Origin of the sequence: Streptomyces sp. NPDC047049 (genome assembly GCF_040643995.1) — a bacterium.
Lineage (GTDB): Bacteria > Actinomycetota > Actinomycetes > Streptomycetales > Streptomycetaceae > Streptomyces > Streptomyces mooreae.
The window spans coordinates 310,489-332,162 of record NZ_JBEYVM010000001.1 but is presented as its reverse complement, the minus strand read 5'-3'; the positions used below and the strand labels follow the sequence as shown (position 1 = coordinate 332,162).

The 21,674-nt window shown below is 71.4% G+C and carries 11 protein-coding genes, 2 tRNA genes and 2 pseudogenes; 8 read left to right on the top strand and 7 right to left on the bottom strand.

The features are described from left to right. Positions 1–78: 78 nt before the first annotated feature. The 3 genes from ABZ851_RS01590 to ABZ851_RS01580 all read left to right on the top strand — a co-directional run bounded on the left by ABZ851_RS01590 (position 79) and on the right by ABZ851_RS01580 (position 1,757). Positions 79–987: a LysR family transcriptional regulator gene (locus tag ABZ851_RS01590; RefSeq protein ID WP_361120579.1), complete on the top strand. Its 909-nt coding sequence runs from the start codon at positions 79–81 to the stop codon at positions 985–987. A gap of 414 nt (positions 988–1,401) precedes the next feature. Further along, positions 1,402–1,557: a hypothetical protein gene (locus ABZ851_RS01585; protein ID WP_361120576.1), complete on the top strand. Its 156-nt coding sequence runs from the start codon at positions 1,402–1,404 to the stop codon at positions 1,555–1,557. Positions 1,558–1,574: 17 nt separating this feature from the next. After that, entirely contained in the window at positions 1,575–1,757 is a 183-nt protein-coding gene (locus tag ABZ851_RS01580) for a hypothetical protein (RefSeq protein ID WP_088798949.1), read from the top strand. 435 nt (positions 1,758–2,192) lie between these two features. Here ABZ851_RS01580 and ABZ851_RS01575 read toward each other — a convergent pair. Continuing rightward, positions 2,193–2,636: pseudogene (locus tag ABZ851_RS01575) on the bottom strand (response regulator); the annotation flags it as partial. Further along, entirely contained in the window at positions 2,633–6,970 is a 4,338-nt protein-coding gene (locus ABZ851_RS01570; RefSeq protein ID WP_361121759.1) for a HAMP domain-containing protein, read from the bottom strand. The gene ABZ851_RS01570 and the pseudogene ABZ851_RS01575, both read right to left, overlap by 4 nt. Before the next feature lie 301 nt (positions 6,971–7,271). On the opposite strand from ABZ851_RS01570, the gene ABZ851_RS01565 reads away from it, so the two are divergent. Beyond that, a complete protein-coding gene (locus ABZ851_RS01565; RefSeq protein ID WP_361120573.1) occupies positions 7,272–9,110 on the top strand; it encodes a SpoIIE family protein phosphatase in 1,839 nt (612 codons plus the stop codon). A 227-nt stretch (positions 9,111–9,337) separates the two neighbouring features. Beyond that, the gene (locus ABZ851_RS01560) at positions 9,338–10,987 is read left to right on the top strand and encodes a long-chain fatty acid--CoA ligase (RefSeq protein ID WP_361120570.1); all 1,650 of its coding nucleotides are present in this window, start codon (positions 9,338–9,340) and stop codon (positions 10,985–10,987) included. Positions 10,988–11,082: 95 nt separating this feature from the next. Here ABZ851_RS01560 and ABZ851_RS01555 read toward each other — a convergent pair whose 3' ends face one another. Both ABZ851_RS01555 and ABZ851_RS01550 read right to left on the bottom strand, forming a co-directional pair. Then, positions 11,083–15,639 carry a PAS domain-containing protein gene (locus ABZ851_RS01555; RefSeq protein ID WP_361121757.1) on the bottom strand — a complete coding sequence of 1,519 codons (4,557 nt, stop codon included), beginning with the start codon at positions 15,637–15,639 and terminating at the stop codon, positions 11,083–11,085. A gap of 258 nt (positions 15,640–15,897) precedes the next feature. Beyond that, positions 15,898–16,224, bottom strand: a pseudogene (locus tag ABZ851_RS01550) (SSI family serine proteinase inhibitor); the annotation flags it as partial. An 888-nt stretch (positions 16,225–17,112) separates the two neighbouring features. Here ABZ851_RS01550 and ABZ851_RS01545 point away from each other — a divergent pair. The 3 genes from ABZ851_RS01545 (at position 17,113) to ABZ851_RS01535 (ending at position 18,152) form a co-directional block, all read left to right on the top strand. Then, positions 17,113–17,203 (top strand) — tRNA-Ser (locus tag ABZ851_RS01545). Between the two features lie 131 nt (positions 17,204–17,334). After that, positions 17,335–17,946, top strand: a complete 612-nt coding sequence (locus tag ABZ851_RS01540; RefSeq protein WP_361120567.1) for a phosphohydrolase — start codon at positions 17,335–17,337, stop codon at positions 17,944–17,946. A 133-nt stretch (positions 17,947–18,079) separates the two neighbouring features. Beyond that, positions 18,080–18,152 (top strand) — tRNA-Arg (locus ABZ851_RS01535). Positions 18,153–18,232: 80 nt separating this feature from the next. Here the strand turns inward: ABZ851_RS01535 and ABZ851_RS01530 are convergent. The 3 genes from ABZ851_RS01530 to ABZ851_RS01520 form a co-directional block, all read right to left on the bottom strand. Beyond that, positions 18,233–19,516: a tyrosine-type recombinase/integrase gene (locus ABZ851_RS01530; protein ID WP_361120564.1), complete on the bottom strand. Its 1,284-nt coding sequence runs from the start codon at positions 19,514–19,516 to the stop codon at positions 18,233–18,235. After that, entirely contained in the window at positions 19,516–19,713 is a 198-nt protein-coding gene (locus tag ABZ851_RS01525) for a helix-turn-helix domain-containing protein (RefSeq protein WP_361120561.1), read from the bottom strand. The genes ABZ851_RS01530 and ABZ851_RS01525 overlap by 1 nt, the downstream gene beginning before the upstream one ends. 482 nt (positions 19,714–20,195) lie before the next feature. Next, positions 20,196–21,671 (bottom strand): ATP-binding protein, encoded by a 1,476-nt coding sequence (locus tag ABZ851_RS01520; protein WP_361120558.1) that lies wholly within the window; start codon positions 21,669–21,671, stop codon positions 20,196–20,198. Positions 21,672–21,674 lie beyond the last annotated feature (3 nt).

Genomic DNA, 21,674 nt, shown 5'->3' with positions numbered 1-21,674 from the left:
AGTCGGCGACGGCCGCGTCATCCAGCAGAAGATATGGAACGCTGGCCGGCGATACTTTCTGTGTATGAAGGGGTGGCCATGGAGGCGCGGCATCTGCGGTACGCGCTCGCCCTCGCCGAGCACGGACACTTCGGCCGGGCGGCCCACGCGCTGGGCATCGCGCAGCCTCCGCTCTCGAAACAGGTCGCCGACCTGGAGCGCGAGACGGGAGCCCGGTTGTTCGACCGCACGCGCCAGGGCGTGTTCCCGACCGCAGCGGGCCAGGCGTTCCTCGCCCGGGCGCGGCGGGCGCTGGAGGAGATGACGGCGGCCACGGTGGACGCCGGCCGGGCGGCGCGCGGCGAGACGGGGCGGCTGCGCCTGGGGTTCATCGCCTCCGCGTTGCTCGACCCGCTGCCGAACGTCCTGAGCCGGTTCGGCCGCGAACGTCCCGATGTGCGGCTGGAGTTGCACGAGATGGCGTCCAGCCGCAGCGCCGCCACCCTCATCTCCGGCGAACTGGATGTGGCCGTCACCCTCGGACCGCCACGGGGTTCCGGGGCCGAGCACCTGGTGTCCGTCCCGGTCGGGCACGACCACCTGATCGCCGTCGTCGGCAGCACGCACCCCTACGCAGGCCAGGCGTCGGTGAGCGTGGACCAGGTGCGGCGGCAGCCGCTGATCGTGGCCGCCGGGGAGGACGAGCCCGCGGTCACCGCCGGGCTGCGCACCCTGCTGGGCGACGACGCGGTGGACGGCGCGTCCGTCGCCAGGGACGTGCACACGATCATCGGCCTGGCCGCCTGCGGGGTCGGCGTGGGCCTCGGGCCCTCCCGCATGCTGTCGGCCCCGCGCCCGGGGACCTGGTTCTGCGAGGTGACTCCGCGCACGGCACTGCCCGAACTGATCCTCTCCTTCAACGGCCAGGACCGCTCCCCGGTGCTGGGTGCCTTCCTCGGCACCGTCCGCCGGAGCTGCCCCGGCGTGGGTGCCGCGCTCGACCGGTGATCGGGCCACGCCTGGGGATCGGGTTCGGTTCCGTCAGCGGCCCACTGAGGGGCCTGTCCGGGACTGTACCGGTGGTCCGAGCGCCGGGCGGACGAACTCGATGGCGTGTCGGTGGAGGGGGCAGACACTTCAAGTGAACTATCCGCCGTTCAACGGGAGTTGATGGACCCCGTGCCGCCTTCCGTGGCGTTTTCCCCGGCTGCGAATAGCCGGACATTGAGCTATCAGTCGGCCCAAACAGCATGATGGACTGCCACGTCAGAATTTCACAGAATCCTCATGCTCAAGACTGCTCAAGATCCGCCCACCCGGGTTCCGGACGCAGATGCGGACTAGTACGTTCGTGGATGACCAAGAACGGGCGCGGTATCTGACCCATACTGCCCTGTGTGAAAAGTTGAATGGGGAAATTCAATGAAGAGCCTTGCCTCGGGTGTGGTGGCGGGCGGGGCCGGGGCGCTGGTCGTCGGCCGGTACGTCAGCAAGGGCGTCGCCTCGGACCTCGCCTCGGACCTCGCGAAGAAGACCGTTGCGGGCGGCGACACCGCCTGCCTCTCGGCTCTCGCCTAAAGGCTTAGGAAATCCTGATGGGCAAGATTGCATTTACTGTTCTCTGGGCCGGTGTGCTCATCGCGGTGAACAGGGTGCTGGAGCACGCCATCTGGGCTCAGTATCTGGCGATATTCGCCCTGGCGGGAATTTACGCCTTCACCGTCGACAAGGTGCCGGGACCGCGTGGAAAGAGCAGTCGGGAAAGCTCAAGGGTGTGAGTTTCACGTCCCGCGGCTGACCATCAGCCTGCCGACGGCCTCCTCCAGTTCGGTGATGCGGTCGGCAAGGCGCTCCTTGTCGGAGCCTTTTGCGTCGCGCAGGAGGAGTTCCACCTCGGCGAGCTGGCCGGCGATGTCCGCGAGGCGGGAGGCGTCGCCGGCGGCGGGCGTCGTGGGCTGCCGGGACGGCTCCGCAGGCGTCGGGGCGCCGGGGCCCTCCGGGGGGATGGGAGGGTGCTCGGCCACCCCCGGCCTTGTAGGTGAGGGGGCGGGCGGGGGCGACGCCGCGTCCGGAGGTGCGGCCGCTTCCGTTCCGGCTGCGGCGGCTGCCGCGCTGGGGGGCATGGGCGTGGTCGTGGCCGTCGGTGCGGCCGGGGCCGTGGTGGTCGTGGTCGTCGCGGGCGGTGGGCCCTCGCCCGCGGGGTGGTCGTCCGAAGTCAGCAGGCGCTTCAACTGTTCGGCCTGGGCGGCGAGTTGGCGGTTCTTGCGGTGGAGGTCGAGGAATACGTTCACCTTGGTGCGCAGCAGCCAGGGGTCGAAGGGCTTGATGAGGAAGTCGGCGGCGCCGACCGTGTAGCCGCGGTAGGCGTAGTTGGGGTCGACCGAGGCGCCGGTGAGGAGAATGATCGGGACGTCCTTGGTCTGGTCCAGGCCCTTGATGTTGGCGGCGGTCTCGAAGCCGTTCATGCCGGGCATCAGCACATCGATGAGGACGACCGCGAATTCCTCACGGAGCATGGCCTTCAGGGCCTCTTCGCCGGATCGCGCGCGGACCACCTTCTGGGTGAGCGAGCCCAGTACGGCTTCCAGTGCGACGAGGTTTTCCTCCATGTCGTCGACGATGAGGATGCTGGATGAGGTGTCCGGTGCGGTCGTCATGATTGCTCCCCGGCTGCTGTTCCCCGTCCGTCCTGGCCGTTGCCCTCGGCGTCCTGGCCGGTGCCCTCGGTGGCCTGGCCCGCGCCCTCCGGGCCGGCGTCCTCAAGGCCGACGGCCTCCGGGAGCGGGACCGGACCGGCCTCCGGATGCGGTTCCGCCTCCGGATGCGGTTCCGCCTCCCGGTGCGGAACCGCCTTGCCCTCCTGCGGGTCCAGAAGGCCGCAGATCACGGACAGCAGGCGGTCCACATCCACCGGCTTGGGGATGTAGTCATTGGCCCCGCTCTCGATCGCCCTTTCGCGGTCGCCCGGCATGGCCTTCGCGGTGAGCGCGATGACCGGCAGGTCGGCGAATCGAGGTGCTTGTCGGATCGCCTTGATCATCTCGTAACCATCCATTTCGGGCATCATGATGTCCATCAGCACCAGCGAGACATCCGGTGTCCGGTCAAGGACCTCCAGCCCCTCGCGGCCGTTCTCGGCGTATTTGACGCTGATCCCGACCCGGCCCAGTACGTGCGTGAGCGCGAAGACATTGCGGATGTCGTCGTCGACGATGAGGATGCGGCGGTTGGCCAGCACCTCGCCGGGGCGTCCGCTGAGCCAGTCCCTGAGGCGGGTGGTCTCGGGCCAGGTGACATCGCCGCCGTCGGGGGAGGGGGCACCCGGGTGCTGGTCCGGGTGCTGCTCCGGATGCGGGGCCTGGTCCTGTGCCCCCTGGGTGGGGAAGACATCACTGACGTTGCCGGGAGGGCTGCTCCGCGGGGTGGTCGCGGTCGGGCCGGGCGGCGTGGCCGTGAGCTGTTCGGCCAGGACCGGGCGGGCGGGGCCGGCCTGTGCGGTGCTGTCCGCGGGGCGGATGGCGGCGGTGGGGCTCGGGGCGGGGAAGGGGCCCGTGTAGCGCGCGGGCACATACAGGGTGAAGGTCGAGCCGACGCCCGGCTCGCTCTCGGCGATGATCCGGCCTCCGAGCAGCGCGGCCATATCGCGGCTGATGGACAGGCCGAGGCCGGTGCCGCCGTATTTGCGGTTGGTGGTGCCGTCGGACTGCTGGAACGCCTCGAAGATGCCGTCGAGTTTTTCCGGTGAGATGCCGATGCCGGTGTCCTTGACGGAGAGGGCGATGACGTCGTCGGCGGTGCGGAGGGATTCCTCCTCGAATTCCGTGCCGGGGACGCGCTGGACGATGAGTTCCACGCTGCCCGAGGAGGTGAACTTCACGGCGTTGGACAGGAGGTTGCGCAGGATCTGCTGGAGGCGCTGTTCGTCGGAGAAGAGCTCCTTGGGGACGTTCTCGCCGACCTTGACGTCGAAGGTGAGGCCGCGGTCGACGGTGAGCGGCCGGAAGGTGGCGCGGACGTAGTCGAGGAGTTTGATCAGCGGCAGGGCCTTGGGGTGGACGTCCATCCGGCCGGCCTCGATCTTCGACAGGTCGAGGATGTCGTTGATGAGCTGGAGGAGGTCGGAGCCCGCGCGGTGGATGGTGACGGCGAACTCCACCTCCTGGGCGGAGAGCCGGCCGTCGGGGTTGTCGGCGAGGAGGCGGGAGAGCACCAGCAGGGAGTTGAGCGGGGTGCGCAGCTCGTGCGACATGTTCGCCAGGAACTCCGACTTGTACTGGGAGGAGGTGGCGAGGAGAGCCGCCTTCTCCTCCAGCTCGGCGTTCGTCAGCTGGAGTTCGTCGGAGCGCTGGCGCAGCTCGGCGGTCAGCCGCTGGGACTCCGACAGCAGCGACTCCGTACGGGAGTTGGCGATGATGGTGTTGATCGAGACGCCGATGGTGTTCACGAACTGGTCGATGAAGGCGAGGTGGACCTCGCTGAACCGGCTGAAGGAGGCCAGCTCGATGACGCCGAGCACCTGGTCCTCGAAGAGGACCGGGAGGATGACGAGGCTGGCCGGGGCCGCGGCGCCGAGCCCGGAGCTGATGGTGATGTAGTCGGGCGGGACGGCGTCGACGACGATGCGCTTCTTCTCCATGGCGGCCTGGGTGATCAGGCCCCAGCCGGGGGTGCCCAGCCGCAGCCTCGGCAGCGAGCGGCGGCCCTCGGGCTGGCCGGTGCCGTAACCGGCGATCAGCTCCAGGCCCTCGCCCGGCTCGGCGCCCGCCTCCGCCAGGAAGAACGCGCCGAACTGCGCATTCACCAGCGGGGTCAGCTCGCGCAGGATCAGGTCGGCGACCTCGACCAGGTCGCGGTGGCCCTGCATCAGGCTGGCGATACGGGCGAGGTTGGACTCCAGCCAGTCCTTGGCGCGGGTGGTCTCGCGGAGGTTGGCGACCATCAGGTTGACGTTGTTCTTCAGGGCCGCGACCTCGCCCTGGGCGTCCACGGTGATCGAGCCGGACATATCGCCCTGGGTGACCGCGCTGGCCACCTCGGCGATCGCCCGGACCTGCGTGGTCAGGTTCAGCGCCAGCTCGTTGACGCTGGTGGTCAGCCGCTTCCAGGTGCCGTAGACGCCCTCGACGCGGGCCTGGCCGCCGAGCTGGCCCTCGCTGCCGACCTCGCGGGCGACGCGGGTCACCTCGGACGAGAACGACGAGAGGGTGTCGACCATCGTGTTGATGGTCGTCTTCAGTTCCAGGATCTCGCCGCGGGCGTCGACGTCGATCTTCTTGGACAGGTCGCCCTTGGCCACGGCGGTGGCGACCTGGGCGATGTTGCGGACCTGGGAGGTCAGGTTGTCCGCCATGAAGTTGACGTTGTCGGTGAGGTTCTTCCACACGCCGGAGACGCCGTGGACCTGGGCCCGGCCGCCCAGCCGGCCCTCGGTGCCGACCTCGCGGGCGACGCGGGTGACCTCGTCCGCGAACGCCCGCAGCTGCTGGACCATCGTGTTGACCGTGTCCTTCAGTTCCAGGATCTCGCCGCGGGCGTCGACGTCGATCTTCTTGGAGAGGTCCCCGTTGGCGACGGCCGTGGTGACCTGGGCGATGTTGCGGACCTGGGAGGTCAGGTTGAGCGCCATGAAGTTGACGTTGTCGGTGAGGTCCTTCCAGACCCCGGAGACGTCCCTGACCTGCGCCTGACCGCCGAGGTTGCCTTCGGTGCCGACCTCGCGGGCGACGCGGGTGACCTCGTCGGCGAAGGCGGAGAGCTGGTCGACCATGGTGTTGATCGTGGTCTTGAGCTCCAGGATCTCGCCCTTGGCCTCCACGGTGATCGTCTTGCCGAGGTCGCCCTCCGCGACGGCGGTGGCGACCAGGGCGATGTTGCGGACCTGGGAGGTCAGGTTGTCCGCCATGAAGTTGACGCTCTCGGTGAGGTCCCGCCAGACCCCGGAGACGCCCCTGACCTGCGCCCGGCCGCCCAGCCGCCCTTCGGTGCCGACCTCGCGGGCGACGCGGGTGACCTCGTCGGCGAAGGCGGAGAGCTGGTCGACCATCGTGTTGATCGTCGACTTCAGTTCCAGGATCTCGCCCCGGGCGTCCACGGTGATCTTCTGGCTCAGGTCGCCGTTGGCGACGGCCGTGGTGACCTGGGCGATGTTGCGGACCTGCCAGGTCAGGTTGGACGCCATGAAGTTGACGTTGTCGGTGAGGTCCTTCCAGACCCCGGAGACGCCCCTGACCTGGGCCCGGCCGCCGAGCTGGCCCTCGGTGCCGACCTCGCGGGCGACGCGGGTGACCTCGTCGGCGAAGGCCCGCAGCTGGTCGACCATCTTGTTGACGGTGAGCTTCAGCTCCAGCAGCTCGCCGGTGGCCTCGACGGTCACCTGCTGGGTCAGGTCGCCGGTGGCCACCGCGGTGGTGACCACGGCGATGTCCCTGACCTGCGCGGTCAGCCGCGACGCCATGGTGTTGACCGCCTCGGTCACATGGAGCCAGTCGCCGGAGAGCCCCTGGACCTTGGCCCGGCCGCCGAGCCGGCCCTCGGTGCCGACCTCGCGGGCGACCCGGGTGACCTCGCCGGTGAACAGCGACAGCTGGTCGACCATGCGGTTCACCCCGCTGCCCAGCCGGCGCAGATCGCCGCGGAGCGCGCGGTTGCCGTCGTGCAGATCGACCCGCTGGGTCAGGTCGCCGTCGGCCACCGCGTCCAGTACCCGGGTGGCCTTGGCGAGCGGGACCACCAGCGCCTGGAGCACGGTGTTGGCCGCCTCGATGTTCGTCGTCCAGGTCCCCTGGCCGGGGCTGGCGGAGATCCGCTCGTCCAGCCGGCCCTGCCGGATGATCTCGCTGCGTACGCGTTGCAGCTCAGAGGCGAGATGGGCGTTGCGGGCGGTGATCTGGTTGAGGACGCCCGTCATATCGGCCACCACGCCGTCCGTGGAGAAGCCGTCCTGAGGGATATCCGCATGTGCGGTGAAATCCCCGTCCCGCAGCGCCATCATCGCCGCGAGGAGAGGCCGTAGCTCACTGGTGCGTACCCACTGCCCGTCGTGCCGGGGGACGGGGGGCTGTGGGGGCTCAGTGGGCTCGGGAGGCTCCGGGGGCGGGGAAGCGGACTCGGGCCGGGCCGGGTCGAGCGCCATGGCACACCATCCCCCCAACGATCGTTTGCGGAGAAGCCAGTCGAGCAGGGTGATCCATTTGGGCAGATATGACATAGTATAAAGCGCTTGTAATCAGTTTTTCCCGGCATATTCAGGGGGCGCAGTGGTAGCGCTGTCCTCCCCGTACACGACGGAATCCGTGTCCCGGAAAGGGCTGCCCGCGAACCAGCTCGCGGCCGCCGGCGCACGTAAATTCGTGCGCGCGCTGCTCACCGAGCGGGCGACGGCCCCGCCCGCCACGGCAGGCCCCGGTGCGGCGGCGATCAGCGCCGAGCTCATCCACGATGTCGTCCTGCTCACCAGCGAGCTGGTCACCAATGCCGTGATGTACGCCGGTACCGACATCGACGTGACCTGCCGCCTGGAGCACGACGGGCCGGCCGCCGCCGAGAACGACGGGGAGCGCCGCCCGGCCAAGGTGGGCGTCGTGGTGGAGGTCTCCGACCGCCACCCCGCCCGGGGCGTACGCGGCGGGGCCGACGCCCGCACCGGAGAGCCGGGGTTCGGACTCCAGCTGGTGAGCGCGCTGGCGGAGTCCTGGGGCGTGACCTACCGCCATGCGGTGAAGACCGTCTGGTTCCGCCTGGAGGCCACCGAGGGCGAGCCGCTGCGTGCCCGCGCCGCGCCCGCCGCGCCCCGCCGCGAGTCGCACGGCACCGAGCCTCCCGTACGCCTGGGCCACCCCGTGACGCCGCGCGGCCGCCCGCGCGGGTTCGCCGCCGAATGGGCCGACCGCGGCGGCCCGTCCTTCCTCGCCGAGACCAGCGAGCTGCTGGCCGGGCAGCTCGACCAGGACATGGTCACCGCGCTCGCCGCCCAGCTGCTGGTGCCCCGGCTCGCCGACTGGTGCGCCATCTGGCTCACCACGGAGGGCGGCGGGGTCCAGCTGTCGCGGGTCTGGCACGTCGACGAGCGGCGGATCACCCCGCTCCGCGCAGAGCTGGAACGGGAGCAGCCGTCCGACATCATCCGCACCGCCGGCACCCCCTGGCCCTGGCCGGAATGCGCCGGTGCGGCCCCCTCCGGCGGTTCCGCGCTGGCCTTCCCCCTGGTCGCCCGCGACACCGACCAGGGCATGCTGCTGCTCGGCCGGGCGGGGCACCTCCAGATGACCGACACCGTGGTGCGGATGGTCGAGGACGTGGCACGACGGGTCGCCCAGGCCGTGTACACCGCCCGCCAGTACACCCGGCAGACCACGATCAGCCTGGCGCTCCAGCGGCGGCAGCTGCCCGCCACGCTCGCCAGCATCCCCGGCGTCGACACCGCGATCGTCTATGAGCCGCACGGCGAGGGGCAGACCGTCGGCGGCGACTTCTACGACGTCTTCCCGATGGGCGACCGCCGCTGGTGTTTCCTGCTCGGGGACGTCCAGGGCAAGGACCCCGAGGCGATGTCCGTCACCGGCCTCGCCCGCCATCTGGTGCGGCTGCTGGCCCGAGAGGGCCATGGCGTCGAGTCGGTGCTCGGCAGGCTGAATCTGGCCATGGCCGAGGAGAGCGCGGAGGCGGTGGAACTGGGCGGCGAGCAGGCCACCTCCCGCTTCCTGAGCCTGCTGTACGGGGAGCTGGAAGTCGATACGGGCGTCCCCGGGGCCCGCTGCACGGTCGCCAGCGCCGGCCACCCGCCACCGCTGCACATGTTCGTCGACGGCGCCGTGGAGCCGGCCTCCGACCCCCAGATGCTGCTGGGCATCGACGAGGGCACCGAATTCCACGCCAGCTCCTTCGCCCTCGCACCGGGCGAGACACTGCTGTGCGTCACCGACGGCGTCACCGAACGCCGCTGCGGCAACTGGCAGTTGGACGACAACGACGGCCTGATCGAGGTGATGCGCGACGGCATGGGCCTGGGCGCCAAGGCCCTCGCCGAACACGTACGGCGCGCCGCCCACGACTTCGGCACCGGCCCGGTCGAGGACGATCTGTCGGTCCTGGTCCTCCAGGCGGTGACTCCGGCGGCTGAGCGGAGGGGGTGAGGGGGCAGGGGTGTGAGGGAGCGGCCACCCGAGTGCAGGACCGTCACCAGGCGCGCAACGCAACAAGGGGGCTCGCGGCTCCATGCCATGCGCCCAGGTGTGGCCCGCTGATGGCCGCATTCCTGCACGAGAGGGTAAGAACACACCTCGGAGGGCGTGACATACCGATCGGTATGCGCTGACAATCGCAGCACCACTACCCGCCCGTAACAAAGCGGAGGCACCCGGTGCTCAGCACGATGCAGGACGTACCGCTCACCGTCTCGCGAATCCTGGCCCATGGGGCGACGGTTCATGGTGAGTCGCAGGTCATCACCTGGACCGAGGGAGATCCGCACCGGCGCAGCTTCGCCGAGGTCGGCCGCCGGGCCGCGCAGCTGGCCCATGCGCTGCGCGAGGAGCTGTCGGTCGCCGACGAGGAACGGGTCGGCACCCTCATGTGGAACAACGCGGAGCACCTGGAGGCCTATCTCGCGATCCCCTCCATGGGGGCGGTGCTGCACACGCTCAATCTGCGGCTGCCCGCCGAGCAGTTGGTGTGGATCGTCAACCACGCCGAGGACCGGGTCGTGCTCGCCAACGGCAGTCTGCTGCCGCTGCTCGCCCCGTTGCTGCCGCAGCTGCCGAACGTCGAGCACATCGTCGTCGTCGGCCCCGGCGACCGCTCCCTGGTGGCGGGCGGCCCGGCGCGGGTGCACGACTACGAAGAGCTGATCGCCGGGCGGCCGGAGAGCTACGACTGGCCGGAGACCGACGAGCGGGAGGCCGCGGCCCTCTGTTACACCTCGGGGACCACCGGCGACCCCAAGGGCGTGCTCTACAGCCACCGCTCGCTGTATCTGCACTCGATGCAGGTCAACACCGCCGAGGCGTTCGCGCTCACCTCGCGCGACATCACCCTGCCCGTCGTGCCGATGTTCCACGTCAACGCCTGGGGCCTGCCGCACGCCGCCTTCATGGCCGGTGCCTCGCTGCTGATGCCGGACCGCTTCCTGCAGCCCGCGCCGCTCGCCGAGATGATCGAGACCGTACGGCCCACCATCGGCGCCGCGGTGCCCACCATCTGGCAGGGTCTGCTCGCCGAACTCGACGCCACGAAACGGGATGTCGCCTGTCTGCGGACGGTCGTCATCGGCGGCTCCGCCTGCCCGCCCGCCCTGATGCGCGGCTTCGAGGAGCGGCACGGCATCCGCGTCGTGCACGCCTGGGGCATGACCGAGACCTCCCCGCTGGGCAGCGTCGCCCACCCGCCGGCCGGGGTCAGCGGCGACGACGAGTGGGCCTACCGCGCCACCCAGGGCCGCTTCCCCGCCTCCGTCGAGGCGCGGCTGATCGGCCCCGGCGGCGAACAGCTCCCCTGTGACGGCCAGGCCGCGGGCGAACTGGAGGTCCGCGGCCCGTGGATCGCCGGCGCCTACTACGGCGGCGCACAGAGCGGCCCGCTGCGCCCCGAGGACAAGTTCAGCCCCGACGGCTGGCTGCGCACCGGCGACGTCGGCACCATCACCCCCAACGGCTATCTGACGCTGACCGACCGCGCCAAGGACGTCATCAAGTCCGGCGGCGAATGGATCTCCTCGGTCGAGCTGGAGAACCATCTGATGGCCCATCCGCATGTCGCGGAGGCCGCGGTGGTCGCCGTACCGGACGACAAGTGGGGCGAGCGGCCGCTGGCGACGGTGGTGCTCAACGACGGCGCGACCATCGGGTACGAGGAGCTGAAGGCGTTCCTCGGTGAGCGGATCGCGCGCTGGCAGCTGCCGGAGCGGTGGGCGGTGATTCCGTCGGTGCCGAAGACGAGCGTGGGGAAGTTCGACAAGAAGGTGCTGCGCCGGCAGTACGCGGACGGCGAGCTGGATGTGACCTTGCTGGCCTGAGCCAGGGCGGCCGGACGACGGCGGCCGGCGGCGGGCAGCGGCAGGGGGTCCGGCCGCCGCCCACCGCCCGCCGCGGGCAGCTCACTCGGTACGGGTCAGTTCGTGCCGATCTTGGCGAGCAGGTCGACGATCCGGGCCTGCACCTCGGCGCTCGTGGAGCGCTCGGCGAGGAAGAGCACCGTCTCGCCGGCCGCCAGCCGCGGCAGCTGCGCCGGGTCCATGTCGGCGGAGGTGTAGACGACCAGCGGCGTGTGGTCGAGCAGGCCGTTGGCGCGCAGCCAGTCGACGATCCCGGCCCGACGGCGGCGTACCTGCATCAGGTCCATCACGACCAGATTCGGCCGCATCTGTGTGGCGAGGGTGACCGCGTCGGCGTCGCCGCCGGCCCGTGCGACCTGCATCCCGCGCCGCTCCAGCGAGGCGGTGAGGGCGCCCGCGATGGCGTCGTTCTCCTCGATCAGCAGCACCCGCGGCGGGTGGACCTCACTGTCGCGCGGGGCCAGCGCCTTGAGCAGGACCGCCGGGTCCGCGCCGTACGCGGCCTCCCGGGTGGCCTGCCCCAGACCGGCGGTCACCAGCACCGGGACCTCGGCCGCCCCCGCCGCCTGGCGCAGTGACTGCAGCGCGGTGCGGGTGATCGGCCCGGTCAGCGGGTCGACGAAGAGCGCCGCCGGGTACGCGGCGATCTGGGCGTCCACCTCTTCGCGGGAGTTGACGATGACGGGGCGGTAGCCGCGGTCGCTGAGCGCCTGCTGGGTGGCGACGTCCGGCGCCGGCCAGACCAGCAGCCGGCGCGGGTTGTCCAGCGGCTCCGGCGGCAACTCGTCGTCCATCGGCAGGGGCTGACGGTCCACCACCTCTATGGCGCCGTTCGGGCCGTCCAGCGGCTCGGGGCCCTCGCTGCCCTCGTCGGGCGCGGAGATGGCGAAGGCCCGCCCCTCACCGGCATCCATCAGATGCGGCTGCGGCGGGGACTGCGGCTGGGCGGGGGCCTGGTGCCCAGCCGGCGGTCCGGGCTGCTGCTGAGGCTGCGGCGCACCGGGGTGCGGACGCGCCTCGGCCGGCATCGACCCGGCGGGGGCGCCCTCCTGCGGCGGCGCGGCGAGCTTACGGCGGCGGCCCGAACCCGCGGACGTGCCGCCGGGCGGTGTGCTGCCGGGCGGCGGACTGCCCGGGGGCGTGCTGCCCGGCGGCACCTGCCCGCGCTGCTGGTCGGCGATCTGCTGGGTGAACGGCACGCCCTGCCCGAGCGTGCGCACGCTGAACGCCCGCCCGTGGGAGTGTCCCGCGGCGTGCGCGTCGTCCTCGGCGGCGGGCGGCAGCGGCTGACGGTGCGGGGCGGCGGCGGGGCCGCCCCGCGGGGGTACGGGCGCCTGCCCCGCGGCCTCCTCGGCGGGGCTGGGGCGGCCGCGCCGACGGCCGGTGGGAGCGGGAGCGCCGGGCGCCTGGGGGGTCTGGGTGCGCTGGGAGTCTTGGGTGGTGGCGGGGCCGTGGGGCGCGTTGGGCACCTGAGGCGCACTCGCCTCCGGGGCCTGGGTCTGGGCCGGCGTCTGGGCCTGAGCCTGGCCCTGGGCGATCCCGGGCGCCGTGCCGGTGGCCGTGGCGATCCCGGGCGCCGTGCCGGTGGCCGTACCCGTCGCCTCCGCCGACTCGTTGTGCTGCGCCACGAGCCCTTCCGGGCCCGCCACGAACGTGCCGGACGACTCGGAATCGGCCATGGCGGCCGCCGCCCGCTCCTCGGCCGCGGCCCGTCTGGCCCGTCGCCGGCCGGTCGGCTCGCCCTCCCACCCGCCTTGCGCCGCACCGGAGTTGACGCCCGCTTCCAGCGCGTATTCCGGCTGTCCGCCGGCCATCGCCTGCTCAGGACCGTTGGCCACCGGACGGCGCGCCCGACGGCGTCCCGTCCCGGCGGCCTCCTGCGGACCGGCAGTTTCGTGCGCAACGGCGGCCTCGTGCGGACCGGCCTGTGCGGGCACCTGGTCGGCGGTCGCGGGCAGCGACTGCGGGGTGCGGTCCGCCGCGGCAGGCGGCAGCGCGAAGGCGGCACGTGCACCGGGCTGTGCCCCGGAGGCAGCGGCCGCCGATGCCCGCTCCCGGTCACCCTGCGCGGACCGTTCGGGCGCCTCGGCCAGCGCCCGGCGCGCCCGCCGCCCGCTCGGCTGTACGGGACCGAGGCCCTGCGGCCCGCCCGGAGCCGGCGCCTGACCGGGAACATGCGGCCCGCCCGGAGCCGGGGCCTGTCCCGGAACCGGAGCCGATCCCTGCGCGGGGACCGGGGCCGAGGCCTGCCCGGGAATCTGCGGACGGGCAGGAAGCGGCCGGGCAGGAACCGGAGCCGACCCCTGTGCGGGAACCGGAGCCGAGGCCTGCCCGTTGGCCGACGGCGTCGCCGCGGGCCCCTGGGGGCCGGCCGCCGGCCCACCCTGCGGGCCCGCCACCGGACCGTGTCCCGGCTGCTGCCCCGGTCCCGACGTCTGACTCGTTCCGGAGGGGAGCGCGGGCAGCCCGCCGCCCTCCGTGGCGTCCTGCCGCCCCCGGCGCCGTCCGGTCGGCGGCACGGACTCGGCGCCCGTCATGCCCGGCGGCAGCCCCGTACCGCCCGCCGGCCGGCCGCCCTGCGTACCCGGCGCGCCGTCACCGTGCGGCGGATGAGCCCCACGGCCGCCCTCGGCCGCCCCGGGACCCGTTCCGCCCGTCCCCGTCCCACCGTCGTCCATGGCACCGTGCGCCACACCGGCCCCCGGCCCCGTGCCCGGGTGCGTGCCGTGCTCCGCGCCCTGCTCCGCGCCCGAGTGCCGCGCACGGCGACGACCGGTCGGCTGTGCCCCGCGTGCCTGATCCGGCACCACGACGCCGCGCTCCGCGCCACCGCCACCGAGCGGTCCGCCGGCCCCACCACCGGTCCCACCGGAACCGCCAGGACCGCCGGACCCACCGGAACCGCCGTCACCACCGGGGCGGCCCTCGTCGCCGCCCTCGTGCCCGTCGCCCCCCGGCCCCTGCTCGCCGTTGCCCGAGCCGGTACCCGGACCCGAGCCGGTGCCGTTGCCCGAGCCGGCATCCGCGCCCTCGCCCGTGTCCGCCGCATTGCCCCGGGTGCCCCGCGCATGGGCAGCCGGTACCGGCATCACCGTCGTCTCATTGCCGGTCGGCCCGTCCGCCCGGTCCGCGCCGCTCGTCGCGCCGTCCACCGTCGTGCCGTCCGCCACCACCGGCAGCTCCAGCACATACGCACTTCCGCCCGCGCCGGGCCCGCCGCCGGGCACCTCGTGCGTCTGCATCAGCCCGCCGTGCTTGCGCACGATCCCGCGGACGATCGGCTCATGGACCGGGTCGCCGCCGCCGAACGGCCCGCGCACCTCGATCCGTACGACATCGCCGCGCTTGGCCGCCGCCACCACGATCGTCGAATCGCCGGGAATCGGCCCCGAACGCCCGCCGACGGCAGCCTCACCGGCCGGCATCCGGCCCGTCGAGTCCACGCCCGCGACATCCGCGATCAGATGGGAGAGCGCCTGGGCGATCCGCTCCGCGTCGACCGTCGCCTCTATCGGCGGCGCATGCACCGCGAACTGCGCCCGGCCGGGACCGATCAGCTCGATCGCGCCCTCCACGCCCGCCGCGACCACACCGTCCAGCGAAACCTTCGTGCGGTTGAGCTTTTCCTTGCCGGAGTCCAGCCGCTGATAGCTCAGGACGTTGTCCACCAGCGTCGTCATCCGGGCGTGGCCGGCCGCGAGGTGGTGCAGGATCTGGTTCGCCTCGGGCCAGAGCTGGCCGGCCGGGTCGGAGGCGAGCGTGCCCAGCTCGCCCTTCAGCTCCTCCAGCGGCCCGCGCAGCGCCTGGTCGAGCACCGCCAGCAGCTGGGTGTGGCGGGCCGCCAGCGAGTCGAACGCACGGCGGTCGGTGAAGGTCATCACCGCGCCGACGAGCTGATCGCCGTCCCGCACCGGCGCCGTCGTCAGATCGACGGGCACCGCCCGCCCGTCCTTCGACCACAGCGCCTGCCCGCGCACCCGGTGCTTGCGCCCGGACTTGAGGGTGTCGGCCAGCGGGGTTTCCTCCCACGGCAGTGCCGAGCCGTCCGCCCGCGAGTGGTGGATCAGCGGGTGCAGCTCCTTGCCGCCCAGCTCGCTCGCCCGGAACCCCAAAATCTGCGCGGCGGACGGATTGACCAGGACGACCTTGCCCTCGGCGTCCACCCCGACCACGCCCTCGGCCGCCGCCCGCAGGATCATCTCGGTCTGCCGCTGCTGGCGGGCCAGCTCGGTCTCGGTGTCCAGCGTCCCGGTCAGGTCACGGACGACGAGCATCAGCAGCTCATTGCCCGTGTAGCCATTGCGGTGATCGGCGTACGCGGCCTCGAAGGCGGACTCGTACGGGGTGCGCCCGTCCTCCAGGTTGGCGCTGGTCACCTCGACCAGCAGCTCGGTCCCGTCCGTCCGCCGCGCGACCATGCGGGTCGGCTTCGTCCGGCCGCCCTCGGTGTCCTCGTCCCGGCGCCGCATGGAGCCCGGGATGCGCTTGGAGTCGAAGGAGGGCAGCAGATCGAGCAGCCCGCGCCCCACCAGGGCCGTGCCCGGCGCCTCGAAGGTCTCCAGCGCGATGGAGTTGGCGTTGACGACCGTGCCGTTGCAGTTGACGAGCAACAGCGCGTCGGGGAGGGCGTCGAGTATGGCTGCGAGGCGAGCAGCGCCTCGGGATGGCCTGCTGCTCACGACGACGCTTCCTCCCTGTTACCGCACCTTGCCGACCCACCGTGGCGGATCGCTGGAATGGAGTCTACGGGCACTTGCCCCAGGCGCGGAGGCGGATGACGAGGAGGTAATGCCACGGGCTTGTGCGACTCACCGCACGCCCGACATGTGCCCCTCGTCCTGACCTGGCGCGCTACTACGGCACGAACCGGGTCAGGAACTGGTCGACGGGAGCAGGGGTTCGAACCGGCCCCAGCGGCTGATCTCACACCCATTGGTGCGCCGGAAATCCGCGTTGACGGGACGTCCCGCCCAGGTCCCGGTGACATGCGCGGTGGCCGGGCCGCCGTACATCATCGTGCAGTTCACGCCCTGCGGTACGGGTGCGAACGGGTCTTTGCCCCACTTCGTCATCCCGTCCAGCTTGGCGCAGGCGCCCTTGATGTGACGGTGGTTGCCGCCGCCGGGGTGGCAGTACAGCTCGAAGGTGCCGTTGCCGTCCGCCGAACCGGAGTCGTGGACGGTGACGGTGAGGTGGTCGACGGGGGTACGGCGGGAAACCGGTGCGCCGTGGCCGGCGGACGTGCCGTGGCCGATAGACGTGCTGCGGCCGGGGGACGCGCCGTGGCCGAGGGGTGCGTTGTGGCCGGTGGGTGTGCTGTGGCCGAGGGGTGTGTCGTGGCCGGCGGTGGTGCCGTGATCGGCGGTGGTGCCGTGGCCGAGAAGCGCGCCGTGACGAACGGGTGTGGGGATGCGGTGACCGACCGGGGCCTCGTGACCGGCGGGGGCGCGGTGATCGAGGGGCGCGTAGTGATGGGCAGGCGCGCGGTGATCGAGAGGTGCGTCGTCTTCCACGGGTCTGCCGTGGTCAACGGGTCTGCCGTGGTCAACGGGTCTGCCGTGATCAACGTGTCTGCCGTGCTCGGTGCGGCCCGGGCGGGCGGCGGCCGTGCGGTGCCCCATGCCCGTGATGCCGCCCCCGGACCAGTGGTGCCGCAACGGGATCGGGGCGGCCGACGCGGCGGGCGCCGCCAGGACCAGCGCCGCGCTGACGGAGACGACGGACACGGCGGCGGTGGCGGAGACGCGGCCCGCGGCGGCTGTGGTGGCGGTCAGGCGGGTGACGGCCGTGGTGGCGGCGCTGGCGGCCGCGGCGAAGAGGGATGACGTCCGGCGGTGCGGCATCACGGGCTCCAGGGAGGCGAGTGCGGGGCGGTACGCGGTACGTACACGCCGGGGGCGCACGACGACGCGAGCCGCCACGGGCCCCGACACTTCTAACGCGCTGCCGCCCCCGACGTTGCGCTGCAGGAACGTCTTTGCCCGCCGGCCCGCGCGCCTAGTACCGTAGGGGGCGATTGGTGACAGCCCTGGGGGCTGTGCCATCATCTGGACACACCACAGCGTGCCTGCACGCGTGGGGTGTGTGGAGGCGTCGCCTAGTCCGGTCTATGGCGCCGCACTGCTAATGCGGTTTGGGGCTTACCCCCCATCGAGGGTTCAAATCCCTCCGCCTCCGCTCTTCTTCGTTCAGGCCCCGGTCCTCACCGACCGGGGCCTGAACGCTTTTCCGCGCCCCCGAAGCGATCTTCCAGCCCCCGCGAAGCGACTTTCTCCCCGCAGACGCAACCCGCTCGCCGCGCCAGCGGAGTGATCTTTCCTCCCTCCCCCCGCGGCTCCTTCACGCGGCGCCCGGGTCACCCGCCGGAGGGATCGACGCCAGCCAGGCGCCGCGTCTACGTTTTCGGCGCCCACCACGGCCGCCGGCACGGCCTGGCCTTCGACCCGGAGCTGCTGTACATAGGAGCGCTCTTCCACGGCCTCGGCCTCACCGAGAAGCTCCGCACCTCCCAGCAGCGCTTCGAGCTCGACGGCGCCGACGAGGCCCGCGCCTTCCTGACCGCCCGCGGCATCCCCGCGGACCGCGCCCGCCTGGTCTGGGAGGGCATCGCCCTGCACACCACCCCGGAAATCCCGCACCACATGGCCCCGGAAGTGGCGCTCGTCACAGCCGGCGTCGAACTCGGCGTCCTCGGCATCGGCTACGACACCCTCCCGCCGGAAACCCGCGAGGCCGTCATCGCCGCCCACCCGCGCCCCGACTTCAAGCGCCGCATCCTCCACGCCTTCCACGCCGGCCTGGCCCACCGCCCCCAGGCCGCCTTCGGCAATGTGAAGGCGGACGTCCTGGACCGCTTCGAAGAGGGCTCCACCCGCCCGAACTTCGTCCGGATCATCGAGGACTCCCCCTGGCCCGATTAGCCCCCCGAGCCTCCCCAGAGACACGTTTCCGCAGGTCAGAGGTGCTGCGAGCAATGGATTTCGCCTCACGGCGCAGGTCATGTAATGTTGTTCCCGCAACGCCGACCGGCAAGAAAAACCGCCGGAAAGCCAAGCGCTCGTAGCTTAACGGATAGAGCATCTGACTACGGATCAGAAGGTTGCAGGTTCGAATCCTGCCGAGCGCACACAGGTCAAAGGCCCCCTGGATATAGTCCAGGGGGCCTTTGACATCAGCGGCTGACATCAACGCGGGACGCGTCGCCCCTCACGCGGCCGACGAACACCCCGGATCGTCCTCCTCGCCGTCCCCCAGGTCGTCCATCCCCAGGGCGTCGTCCATCCGGTCGGCCGCCGCCTTGAGAGTGGTCTGCATGACGTGCGCGTAGGTGTCCAGGGTCATCGTGATGGTGCTGTGGCCCAGCGTCTCCATGATCGTGCGGGCGTCGACCCTCTGGGCCAGCAGCAGGGAGGCGCAGGTGTGCCGGAGGTCGTGCACCCGTACGCGGCGCACCTTGGCATCTCGGCAGAGGATCGTGAGCATGCGGTTGAGGCTGCGGGGGTCCGTGGCCCGGCCGGTGGCGGTGGTGAAGACCAGGCCGTTCGGGTGGCCGGGGACCGGCTGCCATTTGGCGCCGGCCACCTTCCGCTCCTGCTCCTGCTGCGCCTGGTGGGCGATGAGTGCATCCACGCACCTCTTCGGCAGGGACACCGTCCGGAGTGACCGAGCCGTTTTCGGTGTGCCGAAGAGCAGTTCGCGCTTGATGCGCTGGAGGTTGCGCCGGACCCGGAGCTGTCCGGAGTTCAGGTCGATGTCCGACCAGGTGAGGCCGAGGGCTTCCCCGCGGCGCAGGCCGGTGGAGATGAGAAGCAGCCACAGGGCGTAGAGCCGGTGGTTGCGGGCCGTCCTGAGCAGGATTTTCGCCTCTGCGACGTCCAACGGGCGTACCTCCTGGCGTTCGGCGGTGGGCGTTTCCACGATGCGGGCGACGTTGCGTGCGATGAGCTCTTCCCGGACGGCCTGCTGGAGTGCCGACCGCAGTACCGCGTGGACGTACTGGACAGTGCGGGCGGACGGCCGGCGCTTGCAGCACTTGTTCACGGCGCAGCACGTCCGGTCTTCCTTGGCGCGTGCCGCGTCGACTCCTCGCAGGCAGCAGAGGCAACCGCCCTTGAACTCCGCGAGGAACAGCCGGATGTCGGTGGGGGAGAGCCGGTTGAGTTTCTTCTTCCCGAGCGCGGGTTTGATGTAGAGCCGCGACAGTCCTTCGTAGCTGTTGAGCGTCGCGGGCTTGAGGCGGGTGGGCGCGATGGCGGCGAGCCAGTAGGTGAGGAAGTCGCCGAATGGCATAGCGGACGTGGCGGCCGGGATGCCCTGCCGGGTCTTCTCCTGGAGTTCGATGAGTTTGCCGCTCACCTCCTCACGGGTCTTGCCGTAGACGAACTTCCGCACTCGTGTGCCGTCGGGCCGGTAGACGTACGCAGCGGCCTGATAGCGGCCGTCGGTGCGCTTCGTGATCGTGCCTTCTCCGTTGGCGCGCCTCTTCGCCATCAGGCAGCCTCCTCAAGCTTGTTTTGGATGTAGGTGCGGAGTGAGTCGAGGGGGATGCGGCGGGCGCGGCCCTCGGTGAAGCTCGGCAGGGTGCCGGAGCGGATCAGGTCGTAGACCTTGCTGCGGCTGAGCCTCAGAGCGGTCATGACCTCCGGGACGGTGAGGGTTTGGGGGTCGCTCGCGACGACGGTCAGCACGTTGAGACCTCCGGAAGAAGGCTGGACCTGCGAATGGAGTTGGTTCGGGGGCTTCTTGGGGCCCGCGCCTGTCCGAGGGGCGGTTTTCTGCGTCATCGCGTCACGCACGTCATTTGTGGCTCTGACCTGTGGTTATGCGGTGACGCGGGCAGCTCGGGGCGTGTCACGGGGCGGGGCGGAGCTCTGTCACCCGTGACGCGGGTGACGCGGGATGACACAGGTTTTGCCGTCTGCGTCACCGCTGTCATCGCTGGTCAGGGAACCAGTTCGGGTGGCTGGTGACGTGGGTGACGCAGGATCTCTTCTCTTAGGAAAAAGAGGGGTGGTGTCTGTGGTGGTGCGGCTCGTCTCAGGACGTGAAGAAGGAGCCGCTTCGCGGCGCGTCTTGTGCAGCGGCGGCAAGCCGCCGGAACAGCAAGAGGAGCACGCCTCGCGCGGGGTGCTCCTCTTGCTTGTTCAGTGCGGCGCCGTGATGGCCCGGGTCAGAACGCCGCTTCCTGCTGGTTTGGGGTCAGTGACGCGTGGTGGGCCATCTCGATGTAGCGGGCGGCGCTGGTGCGGCCCCAGTCGATGAGGACGCCGCGTGCGGCGAGGGTCGGCTGTAGCCGCTTGAGGCGGTCGGAGAGGACCTTGCCGGTGGTGGGCCAGCCCTTGGGCAGGGGGCGGCACTCCTCGCCGCTGTAGAGGCTTGTGAGGCAGTGCAGCCACTCCGAGGACGTCATACGGACTTCCGTACCCGCGTCGAGTCCAGCCGCGTGGTTCAGAACCGTCTGCGCCAGCAGGTCACCTTCGATGACGTCGTCGTTGAGGTCATCGAGGCTGGCCCGGTACGCGGCCAGCGAGCCGAAGCCGGTAGCTGTGTCGAGCTGCGCGCACAGGTGGGCGAAGTCGGCCATCCGCAGGTCGGTGGGGGTGTCCGCCTGTGCGGCTCGCACCTTGACGGTCAGGTCCAGCAGGGAGCCGAGTACGGCCGGCAGGATCTCCGCGTACTCCGTCCACAGCTCTGCCTCGGTTCGCCGCACCCGGGGCCGCACGAGGCGGAGCGGCAGGAGGCGTTCGGCGAGGTCGGGCCGGATGACGCCGACGTCGATACCGGTCAGCAGCATGGGGCGCCGGTAGCGGGAGCGGACGACGTCGCCGTCGGTGAACAGGGCGCGCTTGATGCTCTCGGCGCCGGTGACGATGCAGCACATGAGGTCGGACAGGTCCGGGGGCAGGTGGGAGAGGTTGTCCAGGGCGGTGACCCATCCGGCGGCGACGGCCGTGATCATGTTCTCCTCGTCCTTGGGAGCGCGGCGCAGGTCGCCGCTCATGCCCTCGATGATCCGCACCAGCATCCTGCCGCCGGTGGATTTTCCCGCGCCTTGGGGGCCGGTGAGGAAGGGGGCTGGGACGGGGACGGACGGTTCTAGGCAGCCGATGAGCCAGGCGAGGGCCAGGCACTCTGTCTCTGCGTTGGCGAAGTTGCACAGGCGGAGCAGTTGGTCGATGCCCTTGCCGTTGGTGTCCTGGGCGGGCAGGGGGAGTTCGCCGGTGAGCTGGGTGCGCCGCCAGCAGACTTCTTGCGGGTCGGGGGTGAGGATGTCCCAGCCGGTGGGGTGGATGCGGACGGACTTGCCGTCGTCGCGGCCCAGGTCGAGCCAGGTCGCCCCGTCGAATCCGGGCGCCACGCGGATGTGGGTGGGCTGTACGTCCTCGGTCAGCGCGAGTGCTTCGATCAAGTCCAACGCCTCCTTGAGTGCCGTGCCGTTGAACACGCCGACCCCGTCCCTGAACAGGCCGACCATGAGTTCCTGGCGGTGGCTTCCCGTCGTGCCCTGGGAGCGGATGGGCCGGGCCACGGGGTGGCCGTTCTTCTGCGCGTAGACGGTGCCGTCGATGGTGCGGAAGTACCGGAAGTGCGTTTGCGCGTAGTCGGTGATGATCTGGCGGGCCGGCGTCTTCTCGTCCTCAGACATGGC